19 protein-coding genes are annotated in these 20,977 nt (G+C 69.8%); 18 read left to right on the forward strand and 1 reads right to left on the reverse strand.

Annotated features, from left to right (window positions below; all coding sequences use genetic code 11):
- Nucleotide 1: 1 nt before the first annotated feature.
- The 7 genes from QTH90_RS20935 to QTH90_RS20965 are packed head-to-tail and all read left to right on the forward strand — an operon-like array spanning nt 2 to nt 4,887.
- On the forward strand, nt 2-730 hold the full coding sequence (locus QTH90_RS20935; protein ID WP_286666493.1) for a hypothetical protein: 729 nt from the start codon (nt 2-4) through the stop codon (nt 728-730).
- The gene (locus tag QTH90_RS20940) at nt 720-1,739 is read left to right on the forward strand and encodes a hypothetical protein (protein ID WP_286666494.1); all 1,020 of its coding nucleotides are present in this window, start codon (nt 720-722) and stop codon (nt 1,737-1,739) included. The genes QTH90_RS20935 and QTH90_RS20940 overlap by 11 nt, the downstream gene beginning before the upstream one ends.
- A 39-nt stretch (nt 1,740-1,778) precedes the next feature.
- Complete coding sequence (locus tag QTH90_RS20945; protein WP_286666495.1) at nt 1,779-3,332, forward strand: phage tail sheath family protein; 1,554 nt, start codon at nt 1,779-1,781, stop codon at nt 3,330-3,332.
- A gap of 57 nt (nt 3,333-3,389) precedes the next feature.
- Nucleotides 3,390-3,824 (forward strand): phage tail protein, encoded by a 435-nt coding sequence (locus QTH90_RS20950; RefSeq protein ID WP_286666496.1) that lies wholly within the window; start codon nt 3,390-3,392, stop codon nt 3,822-3,824.
- A gap of 23 nt (nt 3,825-3,847) precedes the next feature.
- Nucleotides 3,848-4,273, forward strand: a complete 426-nt coding sequence (locus QTH90_RS20955) for a hypothetical protein (protein WP_286666497.1) — start codon at nt 3,848-3,850, stop codon at nt 4,271-4,273.
- Nucleotides 4,270-4,452, forward strand: a complete 183-nt coding sequence (locus QTH90_RS20960) for a DUF6760 family protein (protein ID WP_286666498.1) — start codon at nt 4,270-4,272, stop codon at nt 4,450-4,452. The genes QTH90_RS20955 and QTH90_RS20960 overlap by 4 nt, the downstream gene beginning before the upstream one ends.
- 9 nt (nt 4,453-4,461) lie before the next feature.
- Nucleotides 4,462-4,887: a phage tail protein gene (locus QTH90_RS20965; RefSeq protein WP_286666499.1), complete on the forward strand. Its 426-nt coding sequence runs from the start codon at nt 4,462-4,464 to the stop codon at nt 4,885-4,887.
- Here QTH90_RS20965 and QTH90_RS20970 read toward each other — a convergent pair.
- On the reverse strand, nt 4,866-5,165 hold the full coding sequence (locus QTH90_RS20970) for a hypothetical protein (RefSeq protein ID WP_286666500.1): 300 nt from the start codon (nt 5,163-5,165) through the stop codon (nt 4,866-4,868). The two genes, QTH90_RS20965 and QTH90_RS20970, sit on opposite strands and share 22 nt — an antisense overlap.
- Between QTH90_RS20970 and QTH90_RS20975 the strand changes: the two genes are divergently transcribed.
- Genes QTH90_RS20975 through QTH90_RS21025 form a run of 11 tightly spaced genes read left to right on the forward strand, consistent with a single transcriptional unit; the run spans nt 5,154 to nt 20,977 of the window.
- Complete coding sequence (locus QTH90_RS20975; RefSeq protein WP_286666501.1) at nt 5,154-6,056, forward strand: hypothetical protein; 903 nt, start codon at nt 5,154-5,156, stop codon at nt 6,054-6,056. The two genes, QTH90_RS20970 and QTH90_RS20975, sit on opposite strands and share 12 nt — an antisense overlap.
- 14 nt (nt 6,057-6,070) lie before the next feature.
- Nucleotides 6,071-6,736 carry a CIS tube protein gene (locus QTH90_RS20980; protein ID WP_286666502.1) on the forward strand — a complete coding sequence of 222 codons (666 nt, stop codon included), beginning with the start codon at nt 6,071-6,073 and terminating at the stop codon, nt 6,734-6,736.
- Nucleotides 6,714-7,817, forward strand: coding sequence for a phage late control D family protein (locus QTH90_RS20985; RefSeq protein WP_286666503.1), 1,104 nt, complete (start codon nt 6,714-6,716; stop codon nt 7,815-7,817). The genes QTH90_RS20980 and QTH90_RS20985 overlap by 23 nt, the downstream gene beginning before the upstream one ends.
- On the forward strand, nt 7,814-8,452 hold the full coding sequence (locus QTH90_RS20990; RefSeq protein WP_286666504.1) for a phage baseplate assembly protein V: 639 nt from the start codon (nt 7,814-7,816) through the stop codon (nt 8,450-8,452). The genes QTH90_RS20985 and QTH90_RS20990 overlap by 4 nt, the downstream gene beginning before the upstream one ends.
- Nucleotides 8,453-8,461: 9 nt before the next feature.
- Entirely contained in the window at nt 8,462-8,755 is a 294-nt protein-coding gene (locus QTH90_RS20995; RefSeq protein WP_286666505.1) for a PAAR domain-containing protein, read from the forward strand.
- Nucleotides 8,756-8,759: 4 nt separating this feature from the next.
- A complete protein-coding gene (locus QTH90_RS21000) occupies nt 8,760-9,191 on the forward strand; it encodes a GPW/gp25 family protein (RefSeq protein ID WP_286666506.1) in 432 nt (143 codons plus the stop codon).
- A 32-nt stretch (nt 9,192-9,223) separates the two neighbouring features.
- Complete coding sequence (locus tag QTH90_RS21005; protein WP_286666507.1) at nt 9,224-14,365, forward strand: baseplate J/gp47 family protein; 5,142 nt, start codon at nt 9,224-9,226, stop codon at nt 14,363-14,365.
- The gene (locus QTH90_RS21010) at nt 14,362-16,356 is read left to right on the forward strand and encodes a putative baseplate assembly protein (RefSeq protein WP_286666508.1); all 1,995 of its coding nucleotides are present in this window, start codon (nt 14,362-14,364) and stop codon (nt 16,354-16,356) included. The genes QTH90_RS21005 and QTH90_RS21010 overlap by 4 nt, the downstream gene beginning before the upstream one ends.
- Complete coding sequence (locus tag QTH90_RS21015; protein ID WP_286666509.1) at nt 16,353-18,656, forward strand: phage tail protein; 2,304 nt, start codon at nt 16,353-16,355, stop codon at nt 18,654-18,656. The genes QTH90_RS21010 and QTH90_RS21015 overlap by 4 nt, the downstream gene beginning before the upstream one ends.
- A 57-nt stretch (nt 18,657-18,713) precedes the next feature.
- Nucleotides 18,714-20,261 carry a hypothetical protein gene (locus QTH90_RS21020; RefSeq protein ID WP_286666510.1) on the forward strand — a complete coding sequence of 516 codons (1,548 nt, stop codon included), beginning with the start codon at nt 18,714-18,716 and terminating at the stop codon, nt 20,259-20,261.
- Nucleotides 20,262-20,299: 38 nt separating this feature from the next.
- The gene (locus QTH90_RS21025) at nt 20,300-20,977 is read left to right on the forward strand and encodes a hypothetical protein (protein WP_286666511.1); all 678 of its coding nucleotides are present in this window, start codon (nt 20,300-20,302) and stop codon (nt 20,975-20,977) included.

Genomic DNA, 20,977 nt, shown 5'->3' on the forward strand with positions numbered 1-20,977 from the left:
CATGGGCGACGCCGTGATCTCTGATTTCGACAGCGGTTTCGACCGCCGTGCCTTGCTGGCCGTGGAACTCATCGATGCGGTGGGCGGCCAACTTGTGTCCCGCGGCGTCGGGGTGCGGGCGAATGTGCTCCGCCGGGCGCCGATCGTCAGCCGCTCGGGACGCTTCGTCTGGCTGCGCGAGGAGGATCGGTGGCCGACCCAGATCGACGTGGATGTGGGGCGTTTGCCCTATGAGAAGACCAGCAGATCCGTCAAGCGGCCGGCGGACATCGACAAGCCGACACCGGCTGAACGCGTGGTCACGATCGTGCTCCAGCCGACGCAGGCCTACGACTTCCCGGACGGCGTCACCGCGCTACGCGGATGCGTGCTCGATGGCAATGGCACGCAGGCTTCGCCGGTGCAAGGCGCGCGGGTGAGCCTGCTGTCCTCGACCAAGGACTTCGGGGACGCGGTGATGCCCCGGCCTGTCTCGATCACCGCCGAGGACGGGGGTTTCTTTTTCTTTCTCCCGGGGGTGGCGCGCGACCTCGAACGCCCCTTGTCCAACGGCTACCCGCCCCGATTCCTGCCGGTTGTGCTGCAGGTGGAGCACGCCGGCCAGACACGCGTCACCGGTGCGAAGTTTCGATTCTTGGAGGGCGCGCCGCCGGGCTGCATCCGCGAAGGAATGCCGCTGCGGGCGACCGTTGCCTTGAAGTGGTGGGTCATGGAACCCGGTGCTCAATAGCCTGACAGAGGAGATACGCATGAATGATCCTGAGAGGACACTGACGGCGCCGCCGCCGCCACCCCAACCCGCCGAGCCGCCCCCGACCGAGGTCGAAAAGCTGGTTAAACAGGCCAAGGACGTTGATATGGTCTATCAGGCGCAGCATTTGCTGGGCCTCGGAGCCGAACTCACGGCGTTCACGAAGCAACGCGATGCGGCGTTGAAGAGCTACGAGACCGTATTCCCAAGCCTGGAGGCCGACTGGTGCGAGCAACACACCCTCGTGCTGGAACTCGCCAAGCAGTTGAAGGGCGTCTTCAACGACGCAGAACGCAAGCGGCTGGTGCATCAGTATGTGTGTCCTCAGCTCAATAAGATGCAGGACACCATCACCGCGGTGGAGAACCGGCGGACGGCCAGCATCGGGACGCTTGAGAAGGCGCTGAGCGAAGCCCGCGAGAAGGAAAACCAGGGCAAGGCGCTGTTGGCCGCGCTGCTGGACAACGCCCGTGTCGTCGCTTCGGCGCTTGCCCAGGTGGACAAGTGGAGAGCCGAGATCAAGGACCTCCTGGCCGGCCCCAAGCAGGCGCGTGCGATCTACGTGTTCTGGTTCAAGCTCGCGCCGCTTCATTGGGCCGTGCGCCCGGAGCGCCTAAAGGACAGCTGCGCCTTTCCGGAAGCCGAGGACGCAAAGGCGCTGTGCCCATCGGCGAGTGTTCTGACCTTGCCCCTCAGAGTGGGGCGGGAGCATGGGGCGTGGCTCTTCGACCCCAAGTGCTTCGAGGCGAAGGCCGACGCCGCTTGGATCGCCCTCAACTCGCAGTGCGGGTTCAAGAAGGCACGGGTGCTCGCGGAAGCGAAGTTCAAGGCCGCACCGGACGACCTGGCGTCCAGCGAGAAAACGCGTGATGCGCAGATGAAGGGCCTCGACGAGGCCGTTCAGAAGGCCCTGGAGCAGGAGAAACCCATCGACCAATGCTGCACTCCCGCCGCAAAGAAGACCGATGAACCTGTCGCTGCGTCATAGCGCTTGCCTGCCCACGTCATTGGATCGAGGAGCCCCACCATGCCCGAATATCTGACCCCCGGCGTCTACATCGAAGAGATCGAGCGCGGCCCGCGGCCGATCGAAGGCGTGCCCACCAGCACCGCCGCGTTCATCGGCGAGACGGAGCGCGGCCCTGTGCTGCCTTTGCTGGTGACCAGCTACAACGACTACCGGCGTTGGTTTGGCAATGTCTTCGGTGACCTGCCGCGCTACATGCCCTATGCCGTCAGCGGATTCTTCGACAACGGCGGCAAGCGCCTCTACGTCAGCCGCGTGGTGGGCAAGAACGCCGAGACCGCCACGCTCGAGGCCGCGCCGTTCAGCTTGCGCGCCCTCGGCCCGGGCGAGTGGGGCAACCGGATCTGGGTGAAGAAGCAGGGCGGCAGCACGCTGGACGCTGACGGCACACCCATCGGCTTCCGGCTTCGGCTCGCCTATTGGTCGACCCTGCCCGATCCGACCTACGATCCCTTCTCCGATGAGGAGGACGCCCGCAAGGCCCGGCCCCGCCCGACCCTCGTCGAGGACTTCGACGACCTGTCTTATGACCCCGCGTCGAGCGACTACTTCGGCAAGCGCTTGCCAGGCAATTCCGTGCTCGTGGCGCTGACGGTCTCTGAAGGCACCCCGGCCAACACCCCCATGGACGACATCCCAGGGACCTTCCTGGCCGATGGAGACGACGGCGACGCGCCCCTCGAGGCGGACTTCAAAGGCGAAGCCGCCGACGGCCGGCAGGCGCAGGGGCTGGAGATCCTCAAGCAGGACGCCTACCGCGACGTTGCACTCGTGCATGCGCCATACCCACGCGAGGATCCGGTGCTCATCGGCAAGCGGGTGGTCGAGCACTGCGAGGCCAACAAGTTCCGCTTCGCCGTCGTCGATTGCGACCCGCATCAGTCCAATGTCTCCGAGCTCGTGCCGCGCTCGAAGGTCACGGACTCCCAGTACGGCGCCTTCTACTATCCCTGGCTCTACGTCTCCGACCCCCGGACCGGCGCTCGCAAGCTCGTCCCGCCCGGCGGGCACACGCTGGGCATTTACGCCCGCACCGATACCGAACGGGGCGTCTTCAAGGCGCCCGCCAACGAGATCGTGCGCGGCGCGATCGACCTCGAGTACGCCATCGACGATGAACGGCAGGGCGCGCTCAACCCCGCCGGCGTCAACGTCACGCGCAACTTCCCGGGCCGCGGCATCCGCGTCTGGGGCGCGCGCACCTTGTCGTCCAACGGGCTCTGGAAGTACGTCTCCGTGCGCCGCCTCTTCATCTTCCTCGAGCGCTCCATCTACGAAGGCACGCAGTGGGTCGTCTTCGAACCCAACGACGACCGCCTCTGGGCCCGCGTCAAGGACACCATCCGCCTCTTCCTGCGCACGCAGTGGCGCAACGGCGCCCTGTTCGGCCGCACCGAGGACGAAGCCTTCTTCATCACCTGCGACCGCACGACGATGACCCAGGACGACATCCTCAACGGGCGGCTCAAGTGCCAGATCGGCATCGCCCCCGTGCGCCCGGCCGAGTTCGTGATCTTCCAGATCTTCCAGAACACCGCCGAATCCCAACGCTGACGCTTCTCCGCCGCGCCCCGCGCGCGGCGGCCCCACCCGACCAGGAGGACCAAATCCATGGCACGCATCGACCCCCTGCGCAATATGCGCTTCCGGCTGGAGATCGACGGCATCCAGCAGGCCGGCTTCAGCGAGATCGCCATCGGCGAAACCACCACCGACGCGATCGACTACCGCGAAGGCGACCAGGCCACCCACGTCCGCAAGCTGCCCGGGCTGGCCAAGTTCGGCAACATCACCCTCAAGTGGGGCGTCACCGACTCCGTCGAGCTCTACAACTGGCACAAGCTCATCCTCGCCGGCCAGATCAAGCAGAACCGCAAGACCGTCGCCATCGTCGTCATCGACGAGGCCGGCGACAACAAGGCCCGCTTCGTCGTCAGCGAGGCCTGGCCCGCCAAGTACGACCCCAGCGACCTCAACGCCAAGGGCAACGAGGTCTTCATCGAGGTGCTCGAGCTTGTCAACGAAGGCATCGAGCGCGTGCAGTAGTGACCCGCGCGACGGAGACCGCCATGTCCCACCACCCCTGCTTCCAGACCGAGATCGACTTCGCCCTGCCCAAGGGCTTCCTCGATGCCGGCGGCGCCCTGCATCGCCACGGCACCATGCGCCTGGCCACCGCGGCCGACGAGATCCTGCCCCTGCGCGACCCGCGCGTGCAGCAGAACCCCGCCTACCTGCCGATCATCGTGCTCGCCCGTGTGGTCGTCCGCCTGGGCGACCTGCCCGACGTCGATACCCGGATCATCGAAGGCCTCTTCGCCGCCGACTTCGACCACCTGCAGCGCCTGTACGAGCGCATCAACGCCGGCGAGGACGACAGCACCTCCGCTGCCTCGGAGATCGCGTCCGCCCAGGTGCCCCGGTCACCGAACGCGGACCGCTTCGACGGCGAGGACGCGTCTCCCTGGAGGGCTCGCTCCGTGGGGGAAGCATGAGGGTCACTCCGCCTCGTCAGCTCGAGGAGGAGATGGCCTTCATCGCCTGTCATTTCCACTGGGGCCGCCATGAGCTGATGGCGCTGGAGCACGCCGAGCGGCGGCGCTGGTGCCGGGCAATCTCCAGCATCAACCGGCGCCTGGACGGCGTGCGGCCCAACCCCTTCGAACTCGTCTGAGGAGCCGTGATGAAGCCGCTCGCCGATCCCTACCAGGGCTTCCGCTTCCGGATCGAGCTCGACCGGATCCAGCACGGCGGCTTCAGCCGCGTGAAGGGCCTCGTGCGCGAAACGCGCCACGAGTCCTACCGCGAGGGCGGCGTCAACGACCACGAGCACAAGCTCGCCACGATGACCGCCTACGGCCCCATCGTCCTCGAGCGCGGCCTGGCGGACGACCGCATGTGGGCCTGGCACGAGGCCGTGATCGAAGGGCGGGTGGAGCGGCGCGATTTCGTCGTCGCGCTGCACGACGCCGAGGGCAACGAGGTCTGGCGCTGGCTGATCGAGCAGGCCTTCCCCGTCAAGTGGTCGGGCACCGACCTCGACGCTACCAGCTCGCAGGTGATGGTCGAAAGCGTCGAGCTGGTGCATCACGGGATCCGGCGCGGATGAACACGATCCCGCTCCTGCGCCCGCGCAGCGGCGCGCCAACGCGGCTGGTGATAGCGGCGTCCCGCGCGCGCGCCCTGCCGACGAGGCCCGCCCTCGCGCTGCAGTGGCGGCGTCGGCTGCAAGGCGGCGACGCGCAGCCCACGGTCCACCGCGGCGCCCAGGTTCTCTCGCTTACCCATTTCCACACGCACGCCCACACGCACGTCCACCTCCACCGCCTGGCGCGCAATCTGCCGCCCCAGGCCGCCCTGCAACAGGAACGCTCGGTGACGATTCATCTGGATCCGGACCCGAAGCCGGCGCTGCGGATGCCGTCGTTTCACGCGTGGCGCTCACAGGCGGTAGCGGCGCGTCCGGACGGCGGCGCGAGCAGGACGACATCGCCGATGGGCGTGCGCGCGTTGACCTCACCCGGGTGCGTGAGCCCCGGCCGGACCGCGGCGCCCCGCGCCGGCGCTGTCGTCGCGCAGCCGGTGACGATCTGGCGCGGCGCGCGCGATGCCGCGCATGGGGCCGATGCCGGAGCAAGGCCTCGTCATGCATTCCCAAGGGCTCGCGTGCTGGTGACGGACGACGTTCGGAACAGCCTGCCGCCGCAGGGCATCGAAGGTCGATCGAGGCCTGCATCGAGCGGATCGACGCGCGCGCGCCCGGCCGGTGTCGCTTTCGACGGCCATCGGACCCCGGCCTCCACCGCACGCAGCGCTCTGGGCGTGGCGTTGACATGGCGAGCGCCTGAGGCAGCCCGGCCCGACGTCCGACCCGCGAGGCCCTTTGGTAGCAAGGTCGCGATGACGGCGCGCGGCGCTGTCGGGCTCGCAGCGCAAGCTCGCGCTGCAGGGGCGAGGCCCAGCTCGCGGTCGTCTGCCCCTCCCGCGGAGCTGACCTGGCGCGCGCTGCGCCGGGACAGGCCGTCGGCCGATGACTCGCCGGCATCGGACGGCTGGCCCGGCGAGGGCAGCGCGGCGGCGACGCCCGCGCTTCGCACGGCGGCGCCGCGGGGTGATGGGATAGGCACGAGCGGCGCACCGGCGCCGTCCCCGGCCGCTCCGGCCTTCCCGCCGCCGGGCAGCGCAGCCGCCGCGGCGATGGCGGACCGTCTCGCGCAGGACGTGATGCACCGTCTGGAGCGTCGCCTGCGCATCGAGCGCGAACGGCGCGGACTCTGAGGCAGGACCCGGCCATGGCAATCGAGAAAGCGGTCATCGAGATTGTTGCCGGCGCGCATGCGGGCGACCGGATTCCGGTGCTGTTCAATCCGAACGAATACAGCATCGAGCGCAGCAACAGCTTCAAGGCCACGACCATCGTCGGGCTGAGCGGCCCGCTGCTGCACTTCATCAACGGTGAGGCGGACGTGCTGTCGATGGAACTCTTCCTCGACGACTACACCGACCGCGGCACCGGGCCGAGCGTGGCGCAGCGGCTGGACGCGCTGGCGGCACTGCTGGAGATCGACCGCGAGCTGCATGCGCCGCCGCCCGTGTGCTTCCTCTGGGGCACCCTGAACTTCAAGGCGGTGATCGAGAAGCTGTCGCGCAAGATCACGCTCTTCCGGCCCGACGGCACGCCGGCGCGGGCGACCCTGTCGGTGAGCTTCAGGGAATACAAGACGCTCACCGAGCTGATCCGCGACGTGCCGCTGCAGTCGTCCGACAAGACCAAGCGGCGCTGCCTCAACGCCGGCGAGGCGCTGTGGGCGCTGGCGGCAGCCGAGTACGGGGACGCCGCGCTGTGGAAGGTGATCGCCGAGCACAACGACCTGGACGACCCGCGCGAGCTGCCGCCGGGCACCTGGGTGACCGTCCCGCCGCTGGAGGACCGCGATGGAACTCGCGCCGCTTTCTGAAAAATACGGCGCGTTCTACGCGCCGGCGTTCCAGGTCCTGGTCTCGGGCCGGGACCTCACGCACCAGCTCGCGATCGACGTGACGCAGGTGGAGGTGGACCTGAGCCTGGGCGCCGCCGGCCGCTTCAGCTTCGTGGTGGGCGGCGCGTACGACCTGGAGGGGCGCGCATTCGTCTCGGGGCTGAACCGGCAGGTGCTGGAGGTGCTGACCTTCGGCGCGACGGTCGAGATCAAGCTGGGCTACGGCGATCGCTCGAATCTGCCGGTGCTGTTCAGCGGCGTGATCACGGAGATCTCCATCAGCTTCCCGGAAGGCGGCACGCCGGAGCTCACGGTGGCGGGCTATGACCACGCCTTCACGATGACGCTGGGCAAGCAGTCGCGGAGCTGGAAGAACTGGACCGACACGGCGGTCGTGCTGCAGCTGGCGGCGGAGCATGGCCTTGATCCGGACATCGAGCCGACGCTCGAGCAGCACGCGCAGATCGAGCAGAACCAGGAGAGCGATTTCGAGTTCATGAAGAAGCTCGCGGACCGCAACCACTGCGAGTTCTACGTGACGGAGAAGAAGGCGCTGCGCTTTGCGCGGCCGCGCGACGGCGACGACGGCGTCGTGACGCTGCGCTGGGGGCAGGGGCTGCTGTCGTTCCGGCCGGAGGCGAACCTCGCGGCGCAGGTGTCAAAGGTGGAGGTCTATGGCTGGGACTCCGCGAAGAAGCAGCCCATCGTCGGGCGCGCCGGCGCGGGGGAGGAGTCGGGCCTGGACCCGCGGCGCATCGGCGCCGGTGCGCGGCTGCGCCAGGCGGTCGGCCGCGACGCGGTGCTGCAGCTGCGCCAGCCGGTGTTCACCGAGGCGGAGGCCAAGCGGCGTGCCGAGGCGGTGCTCAGCGAGCACGCCAAGCGCTTCGTGACCGGCGAGGCCGAGTGCATGGGGCTGCCGACGCTGCGGCCGGACTGCAATGTGGACATCGCCGGGCTGGGCGCGCCGTTCTCCAAGACCTATTACGTGCAGCAGACCGTTCACAAGATCGATGCCAACGGGTACCGGACCCGCCTCAAGGTGAAGGAGACCTCGCTATGACATTGCTCGCCATCGCGCCCGGCGAATCGGGGCTGGAAGCCGGCGGCCACGCCAAGGGTGTGGGCATTGGCATCGTGCGGCAGAACCGCGACGACGGCGGGCAGGGGCGCGTCAAGGTCAGCTACCCCTGGCACAGCGAGCCGCGCGAGAGCTACTGGGCGCGGATCGCCGTGCCCATGGCCGGCGGCGAGCGGGGCACCTACTTCCTGCCCGAGGTGGGGGACGAGGTGCTGGTCGCCTTCGAGCGCGGGGATCTGCGCTTCCCCTACGTCATCGGTGCCTTGTGGAACGGCGTGGACCGTCCGCCGGATTCGAACGACGACGGCCGCAATGACCGGCGGGTGATCCGCTCCCGCAAAGGGCATGTGCTGGTCTTCGACGACGGCGCAAAGGGCGCCGTCCGGCTGGCGCTGGACGACGGCAAGCGCGTGGTGCTCGACGACGAGGGCATCCGCGTGGAGGACGGCCAAGGCAATGCGCTGCGCATCGACAGCCGCAGCGGCGCGCTCACGGTGGAGGCGCGCGGCGCGCTGACGCTCAAGGGCGCCTCCGTGCGGATCGAGGCGACGGGGTCCATCGACGTGAAGGCCGGCGGCCTGCTCGGCCTGAACGGCGCCATGGTCAACATCAACTGAGGAGCGGACATGGGACTGCCAGCAGCCCGCGTGGGCGACCCCACCAGCCACGGCACGCCGTTGACCGGCGCCGGATGTCCGACCGTGCTGATCGCCGGCGTGCCGGCCTGGCGCGTCGGCGCGGACATGCACCTGTGCCCACTGTCCAACGGGCCGCAGCCGCACGTGGGCGGCACGGTGGCCGTGGGCAGCGCCACTGTCCGCATCGGCGGGCTGTTCGCGGCTCGGCAGTCGGACCGCGTGATCGAGGCCGGCGGGCCCAACGTGATCGTCGGCGGCGCCCCGACGGTGCTCATCGGGTGACGTGATGGACCCGCAAAAGGACTGGATGGGGCGGGGCTGGGCGTATCCGATACGCCTGGACCCCAGGACGGGTGGGGTGGCGCTCTCCGAGCATGAGCGGGACATCCGCGAGTCCGTTCGCATCATCCTGGGCACGACGCCTGGCGAGCGCGTCCGGCGGCCGGATTTCGGCTGCGGGATCCATCGGCTGACCTTTGAAGTGGTGGACACGGCGCTCATGACGCGCATCGACGCCGCGGTGCGCGACGCGATGAAGCGTTTCGAGGCCCGCATCGAAGTGCTGAACGTGGAGATCGACCAGACGGACTTGAGCTGCGGCACCCTGCTGATCAAGCTCAAGTACCGCGTTCGGCAGACCAATCAGACCGGCAACGTGGTCTACCCCTTCGCCTTCCGTGAAGCGGGCACCGGCTCGAACTCGGGGAGCCGGTCATGAGCGAACGCCGGCCCGGACCCCGTGACGACGATGTGCCTAGCGAAGCCGCGCTGCTGGCCGACCTGCAGGCGCGCGCGCGGAGCTGGCTGCCGGCTTGGCGGCCGCGCGGCGGGGAGCGGGATGTCGGGCTGGCGCTGCTGGAGATCGCGGCGCGGCTGAGCGCGGAGGTGAACCAGCGCCTGAAGCGCGTGCCGGAGAAGAGCCTGCGCGCCTTCATCCACTGGATCGGCCTGGAAGGCGCGGGCGCGCGCGCGGCGCGCCTGCCGGTGGTGCTGGGCATGGGCGCGACGGCGGAGCCGCTGGACGCCGGGGAGCGCGTGCAGTTGCAGGCGCAGACGCGCGATGGCGTGGCCGTGATGCTGGAGACCGAGCAGCCGCTGCGCGTGCTGCCCGGTCGCCTGCAGCACCTGGTGGCGGCCGATCCGGTGGAGAACGCCTTCTACCTGCCGCCGCCGGACGTGCTGGCGATGGAGGCGCCCAAGGCGACGGCCGGCCGCTGGGTGCTGCAGGCCGACGCGTTCGCGGGCAATGAGTGGGTGCAGGTGGAGGCTGCGGAGGGCCTGGCGCCGGGCCTGATGGTGCGCACGCCCGCGAAGACGCTGCAACGCGTGGTGGAGGTGGAGGCGCGGATGGTGCGGCTGTCGCCGGCGCTGGCGGCGCCGATGCCGGCCAGGCAGCGGCTGACGCTGGAGCGCGCCTTCCGTCCGGCGCAAGCCTGGATCAACGCCCAGGACCACGCGCTGTACATCGGCGCCGGCGACCTGCTGAAGATCGAGGGCGCGGCCCTGATCGTGGTCAGCGCGGACGGGGGCGTGGCAGCGGACGCCGAGTGGCGGTACTGGGGCAAGCTCGACCGGCTGGGCAAGGACGCGCCGGCGGGATGGCAGCTGCTCAAGCCGGTGCCGGGGGAGGTGCCGCTGAAGCTGATGAAGGAGCCCGGCTCGATCGAGGTGCTGGTCCTGGAAGGGCACCGGAGCCGCTGGCTGCGGGCCACGCGCGAGGCGTCGGCGCTCAAGCACACGAAGGGCGCCACCACGTCGCAGCTGAGGCTGAGCGTCAAGGGGAAGCCGAAGGACTGGCCGGAGGCGTTCACGAAGCTGCTGAAGGCCGGGGAGGCCAAGGTGGCCGAAGCCGAGAAGGCGAAGCGAGCCGCCGAGCCGGCGGCGGACGACCGGCAACGGCCCGCCGGCGCGGGCCGGACGTCGCTTCAGCTCGACGGCCTGGCTAACACGGCGCCGCTGGTGCTGGACGCACCGTTCTATCCGCTCGGCCGCGAGCCGCGGCAGTTCGATGCGTTCTACCTCGGCTGCGGGGAAGCGTTCTCGAAGGCCAGGGCCAAGATCACGCTCGACTTCACGGTGGACGACCAGCTCCGCACGCCCCTGACGGCCGTGCCCATGGGGACCGATGAAAAGGTCAAGGTGGATCTGCTGATGGGCATCGGCAACGACGGTCGCTTCATCCGGCTGAAGGCGACCCGCTCCGTGGACGGGGAGCCCGGCAGCCGGGCCGTCCTGACCCCGCAGGACCGCGTGGTGCTTGCGGACGATCATGACCTGCCGATCCAGCTGTCGCCGGCGTACGGGCTCGGCGCCGTGGCCAGCGGCGGCATTGCGTTCGCCAGCGCGGTCGAGGTCGGCGCCGACGGCCTTTCCGTGGCGTGGCTCTACGAGCAGGGCGTTCCCGACACCGAAGGGATATGGACACGGCTGGGATTCCCCCCGGTGGCGCCAGCGAAGCCCGACGACGCAGGCGGCGGATCCTGCGGGATCTTGATGCTGGCGCCCAGCCAGGGCGTGCCGATGGTGTACGTCCTGCAGGGCGGGACGGTGCATTCGCGGCCGGCCAAAGGTAACGCGCAATGGCCGGAGGTGGCCCCGGCGAAGCCACTCGGGGGCATCCGCGTGATCGTTCCTGTGCACACGGAGAAAGACGCGTCGCAGGACCAGCGCCTCATCGCCTTGGACGGCAGCGGAGCGTTGCATCTCCTCTCGTCCCCGCCCGCCGGAGCGGAGCGGTGGGACACGGTTGCGGGCGGTCACCGCTTCGACCTGGCGTTCACGCCCTTGGCCTTCATGCGTGGAGGGTTGCTGCACGTGGTCGGGTGGGAGAGCGATAAGAAGACGCTCCTGGCGATCCGGATGAAGGCGAAGGCGAAGCTGGAGGGGGAGGTGGAGGTGGAGGTGGAGGTGGAGGCGGAGGAGGCGAAGCAGGAGGGTGCGGAAGTCGTCGGCCATACCTGTGCCTATGCCCTCGAGCATCCGCTGGGGGGCGAAGCCGACGAGCTCGCGATCTACCTCGTCGTCGAGGAGAAGGAGCAGCGCTACCCGGTCCGCTGGACGCCGTTCAGCAATCCGCGGGGATGGATGCGCGGCGCGGCGCCGGCCGAGTCCAAGGTCATGAGCGCCGCGCCCATCGTGCTGGGGGAGGACCTGATCGTGCCGACGGACAACGCGAGCGGGGTCGTCACGCGGGCTGAGCGGTGGAAGAGCCAGACGTTCACTAGCGTCCCGCTGGTCGATGCAGCGCGGTGCGAGGAAAACGTTTCCTCTATCGACGACCCCGAGAAGTTGCTCGCCGAGCTCAGCATCGGCAAAGGCCGGAAGTTTGAGCCCGTCGCGGCGCTGCTGTCGACGCCAGATGGGCGATCAATGGTGCGTTTCAAGCAGCGAGTGTCAGAAGAAAGCGCGACGGCGCTTGCGCTGATGGAAGAAGAGTCCGCGGATTTCCAGCCGTTGAAGCACACAGTCAAATCCTTGACCCGCTCGGAATCCGACACGATCGCGATCGCGGTTGGGAAGCTTCTTCTGATTGAACTGGACGGCGAGAAGCAGTTGGTCAAGGTCGCCAAGATGGCCGAGGGCGGGACGGTCGTGGAGTTCCGCCCGGTCCTTGCGAAGGCGGCCACGATCACGCGCTACTGGCATGCGAGAAGGGTTTGCGGGCTCGAGTCCGCGTTGCGTTCCGCGCTGTACCTGCGCGCGACGGACCCACCGGCCGAACTGGACGTCGTCGATCTGCTGGAACTCGAGGGTTGGACCCCGCCGCGGCACACCAGCTTCTCCCTCAGTCGCGCCGCTTCACCTGGCACCTGGATCCTGCTGCCGCCCGAGAGCCGAGAGGGCGCGCCGAACGCGGGCTCCGGCATCAACCTCACCACCTACTCGAACAAGCCCTTCCGCGAATGGACGCTCCAAGGCGGCGCCTTTCGGCGCAATCCTTCGCTGTCCTGGGAGTTCTGGGACGGCCAGGCCTGGCGGCGGATCGAGAAGGTGACGGACGTGACCCGACATCTCATCAACACCGGGGAGGTGAGCTTCGACGTCCCCGACGACCTCGCCCCCACCGACGTGATGGGCCGCAAGAACCACTGGATCCGCGCGCGTCTGGTCGGCGGCAATTACGGAGAGGAGTCGGTGACCCTCACCACCGCGAAGACCGGCGACGGCCAGACCGTGACCCGCAACACCGCCACGATCCGCGCGCCTTATGTGATCAAGCTCGACGTCGCCTACGACCTCGCCGACAAGGTGCTGCCCGACCTCGTCCTGACGCGCGACGGCGGCGCCCTCGTGGACCAGACCGCTGCCAACAACGCCCACAAGGCCGCGAACGCCGCCCATGCCACGCTGCGCTACTTCGTCCCCCTGGGCGAGACCCTCCAGCGCTTCGACGCCGACGGCGCACCGGCCACCTCCGGCCAGCCCGCCCTCTACCTCGGCCTGGACCGCCCGCCCTCCGGCAGCGCGGTCAGCCTGCTGTTCCTCGTGGAGGACCGCCTCGACGCCGGCGGCGCCTTGCCCCTGTCGGCCAGCGTCCTGCGCCGGCGCGGCTTCGAGCCGGTGCCCGTGGACGACGGCACGCGCGGCCTCACCGAAAGCGGCACCGTGGTGCTGCAGATCGGCGAGCCGCCGGAGTCCTCGCAGCTCTTCGGGCAGACCGCCTGGTGGCTGCGCCTGCAGGCCAACCCGGATGCGGCCGGGCTCTGGCCGCCGGTCGTGCGCGGCGCATGGCTCAACGGCACTTGGGCGTCTGCCTGCGAAACGCGAGAGAACGAATGGCTGGGCTCCTCCGACGGCTCGCCGCTGCAGCGCGTGATGCCCGCCCGCCCGCCGGTGATCGCCGGCAGCCTGGAGCTCCGCGTCCGCGAACGCCTGGGCGAGGAAGCGCTCCAGCGGCTGCGCGCGCTGGACCGCACGCTGGTGGAAGACGAGATCGCGTTCAACCGCGGGCCCTGGATCCGCTGGACCTGCGTGGCCGATACCGACGATGCCGGCCCCGACGAGCGCGTCTACAGCCTCGACGACGCCAGCGGCGAGATCCGCTTCGGCGACGGGCGCCACGGCCGCATTCCGCCGCCCGGTGCCGACACCATCCTCGCGCGGCGCTACCGCCACGGCGGCGGTGCCGCGGCCAATGCGCTCACCGCCTGGACGCAGGTCCAGCTTGTCACGCCGCTGCGCGGGGTGGACACCGTGATCGCGCCCGACGGCGCGGCCGGCGGCACCGACCCGCAGGACGCCGCGGAAGTCATGCGCTTCGCGCCGGACACGCTGCGCCTGCGCGGCCGCGCGATCTCGCCCGATGACCTCGCCGCGCTCGCCCGCCAGTTCTCGCCGGACATCGCTCAGGCGGCGCCCGTGACCGAGGGCGGCGCGCTGCGCCTGGTGGTCGTGATGCGCGGCCGCGACCCGCGGCCGACGCAGGCGGCCCTGCGCGAGCTGCGCCGCTTCCTCGCCGCGCATTCGCTCCCCTCGCTCATGGCGCCGGACGTGCTGGAGATTCGTGGCCCGGTGCTGCGGCCGCTGCGCGTGGAGATCCGGCTCGTGGTGGACCGCCTCGCGCATGGCGGCGGCGTGGACGGCCAGGCGCGGCTGCGCGTGCAGGCGCTGCTCGATCCGGCCACCGGCGGGCTCGACGGGCGGGGCTGGCCGGTCGGCCACTGGCCCACGCGCGACGAGATCGCTGCCGTGCTGGCGCCGCTCGCGGCTGTGGAGGAGATCGAGGACGTGACGATCACCGCCGTGGCGGCCGATGCCGATGCCGACGCCGATGCCTCCCGCGATGACGCTCCCGAAGCCCCGCCGCGCCTGGCCGCCGATGCCTTGGCCGTGGTCTCCGCCGACGACGTCCGGTGCACGATGACGTCGCGCGAATCGGAGCTGGCACCATGAAGGACGTCCGCCTCCAGCTCGACGACATCGGTTACACGGAGCTGACGGAGCTCGCGCGCTCGCTGATTCCGACGCTCGCGCCGGCCTGGACGGATCACAACGCGCACGACCCGGGGATCATGCTTACCGAGCTGCTGGCCTGGATCGCCGAGGCGCAGATCTACAGCCTCGGCCGCGTGCGGCGCGACGAGCGCCGGGCCTTTGCCGCCTTGCTGGGCGTGCGCGCGCGCGGCGCGGCGCCGGCGCAGGGGCTGGTCTGGCCGACCGACCCGCTGCCCGTGGCGCGGGTCCTCGCCGCCGACCAGCGCGTGAGGCCGCCCGGCGCGGAAGCGCCGCCCTATTGCTGCAGCCATTCGCTGCTCTTGTGGCAGGGCAAGCGCATCGCCCAGCTGAAGGCCTGCCGCGGTGACGGCAGCGAGGACGACGTCACCGATGTGAATCGCCTGCACGGCGTGGGCTTCACGCCCTTCAGCGATCCGCCGCTGCCGCAGGACCGTCTGGAGCTTCAACTCAACGGCGACTGGCCGGCCGTGCCGAGCGATCCGCACGCGCCGCTGGGGGCGGATGCCCTGCTGTCCATCGGCTTCGATCTCGCCTTGCCGGGCCAAGGACGTCCGCGCGGCGGCGTCGAGGAGGCACCGGACACCGTCGAGGCCGACGCCGACGCCTTCGGTGCCGCGTGTCTCCCGACCTGCCCGGAGAGCGCCTCGCTGCAGGTGCTGCTGCGCGGCGGCGGCGAGGAGCGCGAGCTGACGGTGGTCGAGGACACGACCCACGGCCTGCTGCGCAGCGGCGTCGTGCTGGTGGCCTGCAAGCCGCGGCGCGTGCTGAAGGCGCCGCTCACCCTGGTCCTGCGCGGCGCGCAGGGCGGCTTCCTGCGGTCGCCGGTGATCCGCCGGGTCGATCTCAATGTGGTGCCCATCGTTCAACGCGAGCAAGTGGCGCTGCGCGTCGAACACTTCGGCACCGGCGCGCCGGATCGCAGCTGGACCTTGCCGGTGGGCGCGATGGTGGAGCGCGGAAATCCGACGCTGGAAGTGAAATCGGAAGCGCGCAGCGGCCACATGCTTTCCTGGTCGCGGGTCGAGGATCTGGCCGCGTGCAGCCCCGAGTGCCGCGTCTATCGCGTGGACACGGCGAACGGGCAGCTCGTCTTCGGCAACGGGCTCAACGGCCGCGCATTCCCGCCGGGCGCCAGCCTGCAGGTCGCGTGCTGGACGACGAAGGGCGCGGGCGGCGGCCTGCCCGCCGGCTTGATGTGGCGGGTGCCGGGCGTGCAGGCGGACTTCGGCAGCAATATCGCCGTGGTCAGCGGCGGCCGGGCGGTGGACGATCTGGCGGAACTGCGGCGGCGGGCGCGGGAGCGCGTCCGGGAAGCGCGCCCGCTGGTGACGAGCGCGGACCTGGGCGCAGCGGCGCTCGCGCTGACGGGGCTGGGCGTGGCGCGCGTGGCAGAGCTGCCGATTCCGGCGCTCAAGCGGGGCACGCCGCCCCGCCCGCGCGGCCTGCGGGTGCTCGTGGCGGCCGGCCGGCATGGGGCCGACGGGCGCGACGGCGGCACGGAATCCGCACGCTGGCTCGACGAGATCGCGCGGCGGCTGGCGCCGCGCCTGCCGCTGGGCCAGCGGCTGCGGGTGATCAGCCCGCGCTTCGTGGAGCTGCGCGTGCGCGCGACGCTGCAAGCCGCTGCGCAGGCCGATCCCGAGCAGGTGGCGCGGCGTGCGATGGCCTGCCTGCGCGATCAGCTGTCCCCGCTGGACGACGGCGAGATCCGCGCCTGGCCCTTCGGCCGCGATGTGACGCCGCTGCAGGTGCGCAGCTGCTTGCGCCAGGTGGCCGGGGTGCTGCGGGTGGAGGCGGTGGAGCTGGTCCTCGGCGGGCGGCCCTTGCCGGCGGGCAAGGCGCTTCGGGTGGGGCTGAGCGGCTTGCCCAAGCTGGTCATCGACCGGCAGGACCTGACGGTGACCCGCGGACCGGGGAGGGCGCCATGAGCGTGACCGGCTTGAAGGCCTATCGATTCACGACGCCAGCGCATTGGAAGCGCTGCGTGCGTCACCGCCTGGGCGTGACGAATGAGGGCGGGCTGCGCGTGGAGCCGCCGCTCGGCACGCACGCCGTGCAGGCGGTGCGGGGCGCGCTGCTGCGCGTGGCGGCGGGGCGGCGGGGCGTGCGCTGGAGCACGCACGGGGACACGCCGTCGAAATGCCTGCTGCAGACCTCAGGGGGCATGGCGAGCGACTGTCATCAGTTCCAATCCGTCGCCGCGGACCGGCTGCTGGCGCAGAGCCCGCGGTGGATCCTGGAGGGCGAGGGGCTGTGGGGCTTCGGCGCAAAGAGCCTGTGGCTGCAGCGCGTGGAGGCGGATTCGCTGGCGGCCGATTCGCCCTTCGAGCTGGGCAGCGACCTGGACCTGCGCCTGGCCGACCGGTGCACGCCCGCGCCGCGGCGCATCGTCGATATCGCCGGGGACGGTGGCGGCGGGCTGTGGGTGCTGGCGGAGCTCGGCACGGCCGGGGGCGACGCGGCGGGGCCGGCCGGGCAACGGTGCGAGCGCGTGAACGCTGCGGGTTGCGTCATCGAGCGCTGGCAGCCCGAAGGGGCGAAGGCCGCGCGCGAGATGGTGAGCGTGGACGGCGGGCGCACACTGGTCCTGCTCTCCCAGGATGGCGCGAGCCTGAGCTGGGCGCGGCTCGGCCCGATGGCTTTCGACGGCGATGCGGATGCCGATGACATGGCCTCGGCCGTCAAGCCGGTGCCGGTGGTCGAGCGCTCGGTGGAGACGCTGGCGCCCGGTTGGCGCGTGAAGCGCATGAGTTCGGACGGCTGCCATCGGATCGCGCTGTGGCTGGTGCAGTCGGCAGGCGGCAGCACGCGCAGCGCGCTGATGGTTCTCGACGCCGACGGCGGCGTGCTGCACGAGGCGGCGCCCGACGTGATGCAGGAGCCGGTGGCGTTCAGCGACCTAGCCGTGCAGGGCGATGTGGTGTGGATCGCGACCCGGCAGGGCTTGTGGCGGCTCGACGGCGGGCCGGCGTGCGGCCGGCAGATGGCAAGGGGCCTGCTGATCACGCCGGTGCTGGATTCGCCGCCGGGCGCCGAAGGGCGGGGATGGCTGCGCGCGGAGCTGCGGCTGTCCCTGCCGCCTGGGGCCCGGCTCGTGGTCGAGGCCGCGGGGACCGATGACGAGCTGAAGGCGCGGGACGTGCGGGCGTGGCTCGAGCGTGGGGACCTGCCGCTCTCGCAGCGCTGGGAACGGCTATGGCATCGATCTCAGGGCGCCGGCTTCACACGGCTGCCGGCCTTCCGCATGGAAAAGCCGGGTGAGGTCGACGGCGAGATTGCTGTGCCGCTGTTCAGGCTGCAGCAGCGCTGGATGTGGCTGGGCATCGAGATCGTGATGCCGCCCGGCGTGCCGATGCCCGAGCTGGAGGCGCTGGCGGTGCGCTATCCCGACCGCTCGCTGATGGCGCATCTGCCGGAGATCTTCCGCTGCCGGGAGGGCGATCCGGAGGGCTTGCTGCGCGGCTGGGTGGGCGTGATCGAGACGATGACGCAGGGCCTGGACGAACGCATCGGCGCGATCGGCGCCGGGATCGATCCGGAGACGGCGCCGGCGGCGCGCCTGGACGAGCTGGCCGGTTGGCTCGGCCTGCCCTGGGACGAGCGGATGGCGGCGGCGGACAAGCGCGCACTGCTGAAGGCTGCGGGCGGACTGATGGCGTCGCGGGGGACGCGGCAGGGCTTGCGCGGGCTGCTGCATGCGCTGCTGGGCGCGTCCAGCTGCATCGGGATCGAGGACCGGATGGTGGACCACCCGCCGGACGCGCTGGGCGGCCGCACGGGGCCGGGGCCGGCCTTGCCGCTGGTGATCGCCGGGGCGCCGCGGGCCACGGCGACGCTGGGGGAGAGGGCGCGGGTCGGCCTCGCCAGGCTGCCGGGCGCGGGCGCGGTGCCGGCGGTGATGGGCGATCCGCTGCGGGCGGTGGCGGCCGTGGTCCATGTGGACATCACCACGACGCCGAAGCGGAAGAAGGAACTCGCCAGCGCGCTGCCGGCGCTGCTGGCGCAGTTCCTGCCCGCGGGCGTGCGGGCGGACCTGCACTGGCACACGCGCACGGACGGCGTGCTCGCGGGAGACGGTGACACGAGCGAGACCGCCGATGTGTGGCGCCTGGACGGCCTCACGCCGGGGCGGCTGGGCGAGGACCAGGTGGTCGGACGCTCGGCGCTCGATCGTGGCCGGGAACGCCGCCTTGATGAAGGCACGGATCTGGGTTTCCGATTGCGTTGATGGACCCGCCGGGCAATCCCGGCCGAACAGGACTTTGAACACCCAAGGAGCATCACCATGCCCAACGACATGCAGGACCATGACCGATACGGCCACGAGGACCATCACGAGGGTCACGACCACCATGATCACCGCGGACCGAAGCCGGGGTGGCGCAACCGCTTCTTCCCGCAGAAGGCGATGAAGGCGGAGTCGTTCCGGATCGAGCAGCAGTACTTTCTCCAGCGGCGCCGGCTGATGACGCGCAGCATCATGGGGTGGGGCATCGCGTTCGGACTGGGCCTCGACGTCAAGAACTCGAAGGTCACGCGCGGACTGGCAATTGATGAGGCAGGACGCGAGATCGAAGTGATCAGCCCGAATGGCGTCGTGCTGAACCAGGACAATGTGTTCCTTCTCAAGCGGGGTGAACCTTGTCCCGACGGACTTGACGAGATGGACGAGGACGAGCAGCAATATCTGCTGTCCATCCACTACGCAGAGAAGGACGTCATCAGCACGATGGTCTCCGACAACTGTGGATGTCACAAGGAGTGGCAATACGTTCGCGAGACCGTGTTGTTCTCGCTGACCCCGGCGTCGGAAAGACTATGCAGGGAGCCGGCCGACGATCGCAAGACATCGCTGACGCCCGATGCTTGCGGGGCTCGCCAGCGTGGGCCGCACCGGCAGCTCAGCGAGTGGTCCAAGGAACTTGTTGTTTCCGAGGACCAGGAGCTTTCAGATCGGCAGAAATGGCGCGACATGCGCGTTGATCATTCCCGCGGCATCGCCTTGGCCTATGTCAAGGCCAAGCGTCCAGACCCTTGTGGACCGCTGACGCTATCCGATCAGACGGACGAGCATTCGCCGCGACGCCTCATCAAGCGCAATGACATGCTCTATGACCTGATCCAGGGAAAGGATCTCACGCGGATTGAATCGATCAGTTGGGCTGCGTACCACCGGAGATCCGAAAAAAAACCGATCCCGTTCAAGGAGTTCCTGGCTTTTCTGAACCTCCAGCCCGACGAGGATCCGGCGCCCGCGGCGACAACGGCGGCTGTGGATGCTGCAGCCCCGGGCGAAGGCACCCCTCCCAACGCGCCCGTTGCGCCTGCTCTACAAGGAGTACAGGCCACAGTAGGGGCGATGCCCGAGAAGTCCGAGCAGATGCGGACCGACCTGAGCGTCACGTTCTCGGGACCGGTAGATGTGACCACCTTGCTGGCTGACTGCTTCTCGCTCAATTTCATGGTCTTCGCGAGTGACACCGGCTGGCGCGATATGCGATTCGTTCCTGTGGGTGAGCCGATCATCGACAAGAAGACCGAAGGTGATCCGGATGAATCCACCCGCAAAGTGACCTTGAAGGTCGACAAGGACTGGGCGGAGGAGGTCACCAAAGGAGCGAATGTGTTTCAGTTGTTGAAGTTTCGCATGGAGATCCTGATCCACGGCGACTTCATCCTCGACATGCGTGGTCAGGCCATCGACGCCAACGCACGAGGCCTCGCACTTTCAAGTCGCGGTGGCGGGGAAGGCGGCAATGGCACACCGGGCGGGACCTTCCGGTCCCTGCTGTGGATTGAGAAGGCCGATGCGTCGCGGGGCGGCGGCACCTGATTGACCCTCAAAGGCAAACCAGATCGGAGGATCCAGACATGAACGGCACCAAGAAGGAAACGACCGGCCGCGGCAGCCTGTCGCGCCCGAATTTCGCGTCGGGCCAACTGCTCGAAGACGATGACCTCAACGCGAGCGTCGCGTACACGCGCAACGTCGTGAGGCTGCTGCTCCGATCCGTGTTCGGCGCCGGCATCGTGTGCGGATTGAAGGTGGAGGCCAAGCGGGTGAATGACGACAAGGGCGTCGGGCTCATCGTCAGCCCCGGCGTGGCCTTCGATTGCGCCGGCAACGTGATCGAGGTCGAGGGGCAGCAGACCCTCACGCTGGAGCGCTGCGATATGAGCATGCACCCCCTGTGGGTCACGCTGTATTACGACGAATGCCGGAGCCGGCCCCGCGAGGTCGCCTGTGACAGCGCCTGCGGCAAGGACGCGCAGACCGTGTCCACGCGCCTGCACGAAGGCTTCCGGATTGAAGTCATCCAGGCCGAGAAGAGCCCGGAAGGCGCTTGCCGCTGCGGTGAGGTTGATGACGAAGGGAATGACGTCCCCTGCTTCTCATCGGAGCCCTTCAGTTGCGGATGCAAAACGGACGCCGCCAGCGGGGTCGTTCTCGCGCATATCGAGGTGCCGGCTAATGCCGAGCCGCTGAAGGTCAATGACAAGGTCAAGCCTCGACGGCTGATCCGACCGACGCCCTACGGCGCCGCGTGA

Origin of the sequence: Variovorax flavidus, from assembly GCF_030317145.1 — a bacterium.
Lineage (GTDB): Bacteria > Pseudomonadota > Gammaproteobacteria > Burkholderiales > Burkholderiaceae_C > Variovorax > Variovorax flavidus.